The organism is Pseudodesulfovibrio sp., assembly GCF_028692895.1.
Lineage (GTDB): Bacteria > Desulfobacterota > Desulfovibrionia > Desulfovibrionales > Desulfovibrionaceae > Pseudodesulfovibrio.
This window is the reverse complement of sequence record NZ_JAQUWN010000103.1, coordinates 1-9,022: the sequence shown is the minus strand read 5'-3', so window position 1 is coordinate 9,022 and position 9,022 is coordinate 1. Positions and strand designations below refer to the sequence as shown.

The 9,022-nt window shown below is 63.9% G+C and carries 8 protein-coding genes and 1 pseudogene; 6 read left to right on the top strand and 3 right to left on the bottom strand.

Annotated elements, in window-relative coordinates:
• The first annotated feature begins 103 nt into the window (after window positions 1-103).
• The gene (locus PHP91_RS16405; protein ID WP_300143262.1) at window positions 104-685 is read left to right on the top strand and encodes a flavin reductase family protein; all 582 of its coding nucleotides are present in this window, start codon (window positions 104-106) and stop codon (window positions 683-685) included.
• Between the two features lie 139 nt (window positions 686-824).
• Window positions 825-1,106 carry a DUF2325 domain-containing protein gene (locus PHP91_RS16400; RefSeq protein ID WP_300143258.1) on the top strand — a complete coding sequence of 94 codons (282 nt, stop codon included), beginning with the start codon at window positions 825-827 and terminating at the stop codon, window positions 1,104-1,106.
• 60 nt (window positions 1,107-1,166) lie between these two features.
• On the opposite strand, the gene PHP91_RS16395 is transcribed toward PHP91_RS16400, so the two are convergent.
• The 3 genes from PHP91_RS16395 to PHP91_RS16385 all read right to left on the bottom strand — a co-directional run bounded on the left by PHP91_RS16395 (window position 1,167) and on the right by PHP91_RS16385 (window position 3,976).
• Window positions 1,167-2,123 (bottom strand): chemotaxis protein, encoded by a 957-nt coding sequence (locus PHP91_RS16395; RefSeq protein ID WP_300143255.1) that lies wholly within the window; start codon window positions 2,121-2,123, stop codon window positions 1,167-1,169.
• A 145-nt stretch (window positions 2,124-2,268) separates the two neighbouring features.
• Window positions 2,269-3,360, bottom strand: coding sequence for an N-acetylneuraminate synthase family protein (locus PHP91_RS16390; RefSeq protein WP_300143252.1), 1,092 nt, complete (start codon window positions 3,358-3,360; stop codon window positions 2,269-2,271).
• 1 nt (window position 3,361) lies between these two features.
• A complete protein-coding gene (locus PHP91_RS16385) occupies window positions 3,362-3,976 on the bottom strand; it encodes a winged helix-turn-helix transcriptional regulator (RefSeq protein ID WP_300143249.1) in 615 nt (204 codons plus the stop codon).
• Between the two features lie 564 nt (window positions 3,977-4,540).
• Between PHP91_RS16385 and PHP91_RS16380 the strand changes: the two genes are divergently transcribed.
• From PHP91_RS16380 to PHP91_RS16365, 4 genes and pseudogenes are all read left to right on the top strand, one after another.
• A complete protein-coding gene (locus PHP91_RS16380) occupies window positions 4,541-6,253 on the top strand; it encodes a long-chain fatty acid--CoA ligase (protein ID WP_300143246.1) in 1,713 nt (570 codons plus the stop codon).
• Window positions 6,250-6,861: an adenylyl-sulfate kinase gene (gene cysC, locus PHP91_RS16375; protein ID WP_300143243.1), complete on the top strand. Its 612-nt coding sequence runs from the start codon at window positions 6,250-6,252 to the stop codon at window positions 6,859-6,861. Before PHP91_RS16380 ends, cysC begins: the two co-directional genes overlap by 4 nt.
• A gap of 561 nt (window positions 6,862-7,422) precedes the next feature.
• On the top strand, window positions 7,423-8,565 hold the full coding sequence (locus tag PHP91_RS16370; RefSeq protein ID WP_300143241.1) for an ABC transporter substrate-binding protein: 1,143 nt from the start codon (window positions 7,423-7,425) through the stop codon (window positions 8,563-8,565).
• Between the two features lie 116 nt (window positions 8,566-8,681).
• Window positions 8,682-9,022: pseudogene (locus PHP91_RS16365) on the top strand (branched-chain amino acid ABC transporter permease); the annotation flags it as partial.

Genomic DNA, 9,022 nt, shown 5'->3' with positions numbered 1-9,022 from the left:
AGTGTTCGGGCGACAGGCCCACAAGGCCCCGCCTCAAGACTTCCCTGGCGGCCTGATCGCGTACGGAATGTTTGTATGTACACACAACCATAGGAGCACACCCATGAGCGAACGGATCAACATCGGCAACAACGCCTTCATTCTGCCCGAGCCCCAAACCATCCTCGGGACCATGCTCGACGGGAAGGCCAACTTCATGGCCCTGGCCTGGATCACCCGGCTCAATTACGAGCCCTGTATGATGGGCATCGCCGTCAACCCGCGCAACGCGAGCCACCGGGCCATCCGCGAAACCGGGCAGTTCAGCGTCAACGTCCCGGACGTCGACATGGTGGCTGCGACCGACTACGTCGGCCTGGCCTCGGGCAAGCGCACGGACAAGTCCTCGCTGTTCGACGTCCACTTCGGCAAGCTGGAGAGCGCTCCCCTCATCCGCACCTGCCCCCTGTCCATGGAATTCACCCTGGCGGACTCCCTGGACCTGCCCACCAACACCCTGTTCATCGGCGAACTCGTAGCGGCCTGGACCGAGGAGCGGTACCTCACCGACGGCTGCGTGGACATCGTCAAGGCCCGCCCCTTCACCCTGACCATGCCCGACAACCGATACTGGGCCGTGGGCGAACAAGTGGGCCGCGCCTGGCACGACGGCAAAGCGCTGCACACGGGCAAGTCCGGGAAATAGCGGAATCGCAACATCCCCCTCCCTGCACGGGCGGCCAAGCCATTCGCCCTCCTTTTTCAGTTGACGCCGTCCGCCCTCTCGTCTATCACAACCTTAATTGAAAACGAATTTCATTTTCATTTAACTAGCGGAGGCGAACATGTGCGCGGCGTTGATCGGCGGAATGGACAGGCTGCACCGGGATTACATGAACGAGGCGGAGAAGAGCGGAGTGAAGCTCAAGTGCTTCACCGGCAAGGAGCGGAAGATCTCCGGTTCCCTGGGCAACGTGGATTTCGTGGTCCTGTTCACCAACAAGGTCTCGCACAAGGCGCGCAAGGATGTGCTCGACGCCGTGCGCGGGCGCGACATTCCGGTGCTCATGCACCATTCCTGCGGTGTCAGCTCCCTGCGCAAGTGCCTCGACGAGGCCACGTCCTAGGCTGGACCCAGCGGATCGGGACAAAACGTCGGTCGGCCGACCGGCAGGACAGGCCGCGACCTATGCCTCGGCCCCGCGCCGCCAGTTTCGGACCAACTCCAGGACCGTCTCGGTCAGGCCGTGGAACTCGGGCTTGGTCACCTGGGCGTCGGCCATGACCGCATTGCCCTTGTGCAGCACGGCCTTGGAGATGAGTGACGAAAACAGGGTCACCGGCAGGACCTTGAGCACCGGGTCCTCCTTGATGGACCGGGTCAGGGTGTAGCCGTCCATCTGCGGCATCTCCACGTCCGAGACCACCACGTCCAGGAAGTCCAGCGGGCTTCTGCCCTCGGCCTGGGCCTGGGCCTTGATGGCCTGGAGGCGGTTCCACGCCTCGGCCCCGTCACTGGCCAGAGTGACCTCGAAGTTGGCGTTGGAGAAGTTCTGGCGCAGCAGTTCCCGCACCGAGGTGGAGTCGTCCGCGATGAGGGCGTGGTAGCGCTCCTCTGAAACGATGCCCGACAGGGCGGCCCGGGTGCCGCCGGACTCGTCCAGGTCGGCCAGCACCTGCTCCAGGTCGAGCATGAGCACGAACCGGTCGCGGATCTGCACCGTGCCGGTGATGCAGTTGGTGACCATGTTGGCCACGTACCGGCTCGGCGGCTCCACGTCCTTCCAGTTCACGCGGTGGATCTGCGTGACGCCCGAGACCAGGAAGCCGGTGATCATCCCGTTGAACTCGGTGACGATGATCGGCTCGTTGAGGCTCTTCGCGCGGGCCACCCCCAGCCAGACGCTGAGGTCCACCACCGGCAGGATAAGGTCGCGCAGGGGAATGGTCCCCAGGAAACTCGGGTGGGAGGCGGCCTCGGAGCCGGTCAGTCCCTCGGGGGCTTCCACCACCTCCAGGACCTTGGCCACATTGACTCCATAATACTGGGTCTCCACAGCGTCTCCCACCGCCTCGCGGATGAAAAACTCGATGATCTCCAGCTCGTTGGTGCCCGTCTCCAGCAAAATTTCCTGTTGGCTCATTGTCCCTCCTTGCGCGGGGCGTCAGCTTCTTTCCGCGTAGCACCCGTCCCTTGTTAGATAAATGATTTTCTCGAACCGGCGCAAAAAAAGCCGCCGCCCCGCTTGCTGCGGGACGGCGGCCGTCCGTTTCGTATCGAGGGAACGCCTAGGAAGTGGCCGCGCCGACGCACTCGGCCTGGCCCAGGCTCAGGGCGTCCCACTGCACGGGCTCCTCATGCTTGACCGGCCGGTTGAGGGTCGCGCCGATGACCTCGTCCCAGTGCACGGGCGAGACGCCCACGCGCGGGCTGCGGGTGGTCAGGTCGGCCTCGGCCAGGATATGGCCGGCGGGCAGGTCGCGGGAAAAAACGATGCATTTGCGCAGCTTCTTGGCCGCCGCCTGCTCCTCGGGAAAGACCTTCTTGCCCTTGACGCCCATGGCACGCTCCACCTCGCGGATCATGCTCACCATGGCCGCCAGCTCGGCGGGCTCCAGGGAGGCCTGGTGATCCGTGCCCTTGAGGGTCTTGTCCAGGGTGAAGTGGCGCTCCACCACGCAAGCCCCCAGGGCCGCCGCGCCCACGCTGGGGCCGATGCCCTTCTCGTGGCCGGAGTAGCCCACGGGCAGGTGGTAGCGGTCGCGCAGGGCGTCCATGACCGGCAGGCCGATCTGGTCCTCGGGGCAGGGATAGGTGGAGTTGCAGTGCAGCAGGATCACGTCGTTGTGCCAGGCGCGGATCTCGCCCACGGCCACGTCGATGTCCTCCAGGGTGGACATGCCCGTGGACAGGATGATCGGGATGCGCGACCGGGCGTACTTGCGCACCAGGGGCACGTTGACCAGGTCGGCCGAACAGATCTTGAGCAGCTCCACGTCCAGGTCCAGGACCTGGGCCAGGCTCGGGTCGTCCCAGGCCGAGGCGAAGAAGACCAGACCCAGGGACTCGCTGTACTCCTTGAGCCGCGCCATCTGATCGATGGAGAGTTCAAGGGCGTTGCGGTGCTCGCCATAGGTGGGGCCGAAGCTGTTGCGCCCGGTGTAGGGGGCGGCCCTCCCCTCGCGGGTGAGCAGCGCCTCCATGTCGCGCTTCTGGAATTTGACGGCCTGGACGCCCGCGGCGGCGGCCTCGTCGATCATCCGCCGGGCCACGTCGAACTCGCCCTGATGGTTGTTGCCGATCTCGGCGACGATGAAGCAGGGGCGCCTTCGGCCGATGCTGATGCCGGAGCGCAGCGTGATGAAGTCTTTGTTCGTCATGTCAGAATCTCACGATTTGGAACCCGCGCTTTTCGGAGTACGGCTTGAGCTGCTCGTAGATCTCGGTCTGCTTGCCAAACGACGTGATAACCACGGCGTCGCAGTCCACATGATCGAGGACATGCGGCGCGGAAACCACATGCCCGTTGAAAATCTGCCCCTGTTTCCTCTTGTCGTTGTCCAGAAGGACCATCACCTTGAAATTCGTCTCCCGCAGCGCGGAAAGCACCACCTCGCACGTCTCGGCCGCGCCGAAAAGCCCCAGCCGGAGCTTGCCCTCCGCCCGAAGGCCCGAGAGCTTCTCCAGCACGAAATCCTTGATGGTGGTGTAGAGGCGGACCGTCTCCGAGGAATAGTCGGAGAACATCTCCCTCCGCGACTGCCGCCCCCGGTCGGTGAGGGTGTAGCGGTAGCTCTTGCCGTTGACCGGCAGGAACTCGACCATGCCCGAGGACTGCAACTGCTTCAGGTACTGATTGACCATGGCCCCGGACAGGTTGAGCCGCTTGCCCAGCTCGAACTGGGACAGGCTCGAATCCCTGGACAGGGCGTCGAGGATGGCGAGGACGCGAGTGGATTTGCTCGGCTTGAGGTAGAATCCCTCGGTTATCAGCATTCTCGTATTTCCGTTGGCACCGTTTCCTGGCATCGGACCCCTCATCCGTTCGCTCGGTCAATGATTCATTCCCGTCCCCAAGGGGGTCTCCCGGCGCTCATCATACGACCCTAGTCGTGCACCGGCACCCTGTCAACCGCCCTACTGGCAACGATTCCACGGCATTGGCGCGCCCTGTTCCCGGATCGGGTCCTCCGGGACAAATCGTTGACACAGTGAATAATCGGCAGGTTCGCCATTTTTCTTTACTGGTATGGACGGCAATCCCTGCCCCTGTTTCGGGCGAACGTTGATTTGCAATATATCTGCCAAACGGCCGCGCCGCGATTGTCTCGCGCCCCAGCTATTTGCAACATACTGAGTAGAATGAACTTTCATCCCCGCTTTCCGGGAAATTGCCGGTCGTCCCAGCCGGGCGGGGGGGGGGAGATGCTGCCGCAACCGTCAATACTCCGGCGCACAGGCCGCCTGTTTCAAACAACGCGTATTGACCCGGAACACGGCCTATTATACCTTCCCCGAGTTCTCGCCCGGCGAGTCCAATACCGCTTTCAAGGATGTTTCATGGAGACCATCGACCGTCCCTGGCTCAAGTCCTACGACCCGGAAGTTCCCGCCAACCTGGATTACGAGCGTATTCCGCTGTTCAAGTTCCTGGACCGGGCCGCGCACAAGTACCCGAAACGCACGGCCCTCGTGTTCAAGAACTGGTCCATCACCTACGAGAAGCTCAAGGAGCGGACCGAGGTCGTGGCCGCAAACCTGCGCAAGGCCGGGGTGCGGCACGGCGACCGCGTGGCCATCATGCTGCCCAACCTGCCCCAGACCATCATGGCCTTCTGGGGCGTGCTCCGCGCCGGGGGCGTGGGCGTCATGACCAACCCGCTGTACATGGAGACCGAGATCGTCCACCAGTTCAACGATGCGGGCGTGCGCTGCTGCATCACCCTGGACCTGCTCTGGCCCAAGCTCGAAAAGCTGCGCGACGCCATCCCGGTGGAAAAGTTCTTCGTCACCTCCATCGCCGACGGGCTGAAGTTCCCCCTCAACTGGCTCTACAAGCTCCAGGCCAAAAAAGACCGCAATTCGCCCAGGGTTCCCTTCGACAACGCTTCCATCCTGCCCTTCAAGGCCCTGCTCAAGGGCAAGGAAGGGTACACCGATCCGCGCGTGGACCCCGAGGACATGGCCCTGCTCCAGTACACCGGCGGCACCACCGGCGTGGCCAAGGGGTGTATGCTCACCCACTTCAACCTCGGGGCCAACCTCCAGCAGTGCCAGTCCATGATCCACAATCTGGGCCAGCAGCAGGAGACCTTCCTCGGCATCCTCCCCTATTTCCATATATACGGCATGACCACCTGCCTGACCTGGCCCACCAGCATGGGCGCGACCCTCGCCCCCTTCCCGCGCTACGTCCCCCTGGACGTGCTCAAGGGCATCCAGAAGCTCAAGCCCACGGTCTTCCCCGGCGCGCCCTCGCTCTACATCTCGCTCCTCCAGCAAAAGGACGTGGACAAGTACGACCTCCACTCCATCAACTGCTGCGTCTCGGGCTCCGCCCCCATGCCCGTGGAGCACATGCGCCAGTTCGCCGAGCGCACCGGCAGCGAAATCTACGAGGGCTACGGCCTGACCGAGGCCTCGCCCGTGACCCATTTCAACCCCCTGCTCGGCGTGCGCAAGAACGGCTCCATCGGCCTGCCCTTCCCGGACACCGACGCCAAGATCGTGGACATGGTGGTGGGCGGCGACCCCCTGCCGCCGGGCAAGCGGGGCGAGCTGGTCATCCGCGGCCCGCAGATCATGAAGGGCTACTACAACCGGCCCGACGCCACGGCCGACGTCCTGCGCAACGGCTGGCTCTACACCGGCGACATCGCCACCATGGACGAGGACGGCTATTTCTACATCGTGGACCGCAAGAAGGACCTGATAATCTCCGGCGGCTACAACATCTACCCGCGCGAGATCGACGAGGTCCTGCACACCCATCCCAGGATCGAGGAGGCCGTCAGCGTGGGCATCCCCCACAAGACGCGCGGGGAAATCGTCAAGGCCTTCGTGGTGATACGCAAAGGCGAGACACTGGACCGCAACGAGGTGATCGCCTACTGTCGGGAAAAGCTGGCCAACTACAAGGTCCCGCGCCAGGTGGAATTCCGCGACTCCCTGCCCAAGACCATGGTCGGCAAGGTCCTCCGCCGCGCCCTGCGCGACGAGGAAACGGCCAAGCGCGACAAACGCAAACCCGCCCCCGAGGGAAGCGAGCCATGACGCACAGCGAAAACACCTGCCAGTTCCGTGGGGAGGTCTGCCGGAACCACCGCGAGGAGCGCAACGGCCACCGCGCCGTGACCCTCTGGTTCACCGGCCTCTCCGGCGCGGGCAAGTCCACCATTGCCCACGCCGTGGAAAAACGCCTCTTCGACATGGGCCTCAACGTCTATACCTTTGACGGCGACAACGTCCGCCACGGCCTGTGCGGCGACCTCGGCTTCTCCCCGGAGGACCGGTCCGAGAACATCCGCCGAATCGGCGAGATGACCAAGCTCTTCATGGACGCGGGCGTCATCTGCCTGTGCGCCTTCATCACCCCGCGCCACGCCATCCAGGAGCGGCTGCGCGCCATGCACGCGCCCGGCGACTTCCACCTGGTCTTCGTGGACTGCCCGGTGGAAATCTGCGAGGAGCGCGACGTCAAGGGGCTCTACAAGCTGGCCCGCGAGGGCAAAATCAAGAACTACACCGGCGTTTCCGCTCCCTACGAGGCCCCGGAGGCCCCGGAACTGCGCCTCGACACGGCGTCCGAAACCGAGGAGCAGTGCACGGAGCGGGTCCTCGCCTTCCTCCGGGAACGCCTCGACCCGGCCTCCGCCCGCTAGCGCGCGCCCAGCGCCATTCCGGCCCGCCCCCGGCGGCGGGCCTTCCTCCCCTTCCCCTTCCGCCACCCCTGCCGAGGTTTCGCCGGGCCCGCCGGGTCTCCGACGCGGCCGACCGCCCCGGCCGGCCTCTGGCCATTTCCCGCGCCTCCGCCGCCCAGCTCTCCGTGCTCCCGCTCCCCGCCACGGTTCCCGCCGCGCCGCATCGAAAGCCGGGAGCCCGTCGGCGCAACCCCGCCAGTCCCTGCCGCAAGCCCCGCTCCCAGACCGCCGGGACAGGCATTTCACACGTCCATGCGCACCATGCCGACTCTTGACATTTATGAAAATTTTCATTCGCCTCAATTTTCTTTTCGCAAAAAAAACGCGCTCTGTTTCTACGAAAGCACGAACTTTATTCTTGTTGAACAAGGCATTTGCAAAAATGTTATGCGCAAAACCCCTTTTCCTTGAACGTCGTTTCGTGTATTACGTAAGCTTGTTTCAGCGGCAGACTTCTGTAATTCCCATGAGAGGAGGAAATTGATGAAGACTTTTCTTAAACGTGCTGGCATTTTTTGCCTGATGCTCGTCGGATCCGCCCTGCTGCTGGCCGGATGCGGCGAAGACAAGCCCAAATCGATCAAGATCGGTTTCAACCTGCCCCTGACCGGCGACATCCCGGAAGTGGGCGAGGGCTCCAAGAACGCGGCCGAGATGTACCTCAAGGACATCAATGACGCGGGCGGCCTGGAAGTGGGCGGCAAGAAGTACAAGGTCGAATTCGTTTACATGGACAACGAGTCCAAGGCCGAATCCGCGACCAACGTCGCTCTGAAGCTCATCGACCAGGAGCAGGTCGTGGCCATCATCGGCCCCAACTCGTCCAAGCAGGCCGTGCCCGCGGGCGGCACCTGCAACGACAACCACTGCCCGATGATCTCCCCGTGGTCCACCAACCCGAACACCACCAAGGATCGTCCGTGGGTCTTCCGCGCCGCCTTCCTGGACCCGTTCCAGGGCCCGGTCGCGGCGGACTTCGCTTCTCAGAAGTTCGGCGCCAAGACGGCCGCCGTGCTCTTCGACGTGTCCAACGACTACTCCAAGGGACTGGCCGAGATCTTCAAGGAAGCCTGGGAGAAGAAGGGCCTCGGCCCTGTCGTGGCCTTCGAGTCCCACGGCACCAAGGACCAGGACTTCTCCGCCCAGTTGACCACCATCATCGCCGCCAACCCGGACTTCATCTTCGTGCCGGACAACTACAACCAGGTTGCCCTGATCGTTCAGCAGGCGCGTGACCTCGGCTACAAGGGTCCCTTCATGGGTTCCGACGCCTGGGGCACCCCCGACCTGATCAAGCTCTGCGGCGAGCAGTGCTACGGCAACTACTTCTCCACCCACTACGCCGCCGCCGGCGCCACGGGTGCGACCAAGACCTTCATCGACCGCTATCAGGCGTCCTACGGAACCGTCCCGGCCGACTACGCGGCCCTGACCTGGGATTCCATCGGCCTGCTGATGCAGGGCCTCCAGAACGCCGGCAAGGTCGCGTCCGACCCGGTCGAGATGCGCAAGCTGATCCGCGACGGCCTGGCCGCCATCACGTCGTTCGACGGCATCACCGGCAAGTCCAAGTTCGACGCCCAGGGCGACCCCATCAAGTGCGCCGTAGTCGTCAAGATCTCGGACCAGGGCGAGTTCGTCTTCGAACAGTCCGTCTGCCCCTAGTCCATCGTAACGCTTGACCATCCAGGGCGGGGACCGCAAGGCCCCCGCCCTTTTCAGGAATACCCGGGCCACCCGGGCGGCCTAACCCCGAAGCAAACCCCTCAGGAAGAACTATCGTGGACTTCATTATCCAAAACATACTGAACGCCCTCCAATGGGGAAGTTTCTACGCGCTCATCGCCCTCGGCTACACCCTGGTCTACGGCGTGCTGCGGCTGATCAACTTCGCCCACGGCGACATCTTCATGGTGGGGGCCTACATCGCCTTTTTCGTGGCCGGGCTCCTGCTCGGCCCCGCCATCGGCCTCTCCCCGACGATCACCTTCGTCTTCGCCGTGCCCCTGACCATGGCCCTGACCGCCTGCGTCGGCGTCTTCCTGGAGCGCGTCGCCTACCGCCCGCTGCGGCGCAAGGGCGCGCACCGGCTCTACGTGGTCATCACCGCGCTCATGTGCGG

What these genes read in the sequence shown, in the direction of transcription:
- PHP91_RS16400 (WP_300143258.1), top strand. Translation starts at nt 825, where the DNA reads ATGTGCGCGGCGTTGATCGGCGGAATGGACAGGCTGCACCGGGATTAC.
- cysC (WP_300143243.1), top strand. Translation starts at nt 6,250, where the DNA reads ATGACGCACAGCGAAAACACCTGCCAGTTCCGTGGGGAGGTCTGCCGG.
- PHP91_RS16370 (WP_300143241.1), top strand. Translation starts at nt 7,423, where the DNA reads ATGCTCGTCGGATCCGCCCTGCTGCTGGCCGGATGCGGCGAAGACAAG.
- PHP91_RS16385 (WP_300143249.1), bottom strand. Translation starts at nt 3,976, where the DNA reads ATGCTGATAACCGAGGGATTCTACCTCAAGCCGAGCAAATCCACTCGC.
- PHP91_RS16390 (WP_300143252.1), bottom strand. Translation starts at nt 3,360, where the DNA reads ATGACGAACAAAGACTTCATCACGCTGCGCTCCGGCATCAGCATCGGC.
- PHP91_RS16380 (WP_300143246.1), top strand. Translation starts at nt 4,541, where the DNA reads ATGGAGACCATCGACCGTCCCTGGCTCAAGTCCTACGACCCGGAAGTT.
- PHP91_RS16395 (WP_300143255.1), bottom strand. Translation starts at nt 2,123, where the DNA reads ATGAGCCAACAGGAAATTTTGCTGGAGACGGGCACCAACGAGCTGGAG.
- PHP91_RS16405 (WP_300143262.1), top strand. Translation starts at nt 104, where the DNA reads ATGAGCGAACGGATCAACATCGGCAACAACGCCTTCATTCTGCCCGAG.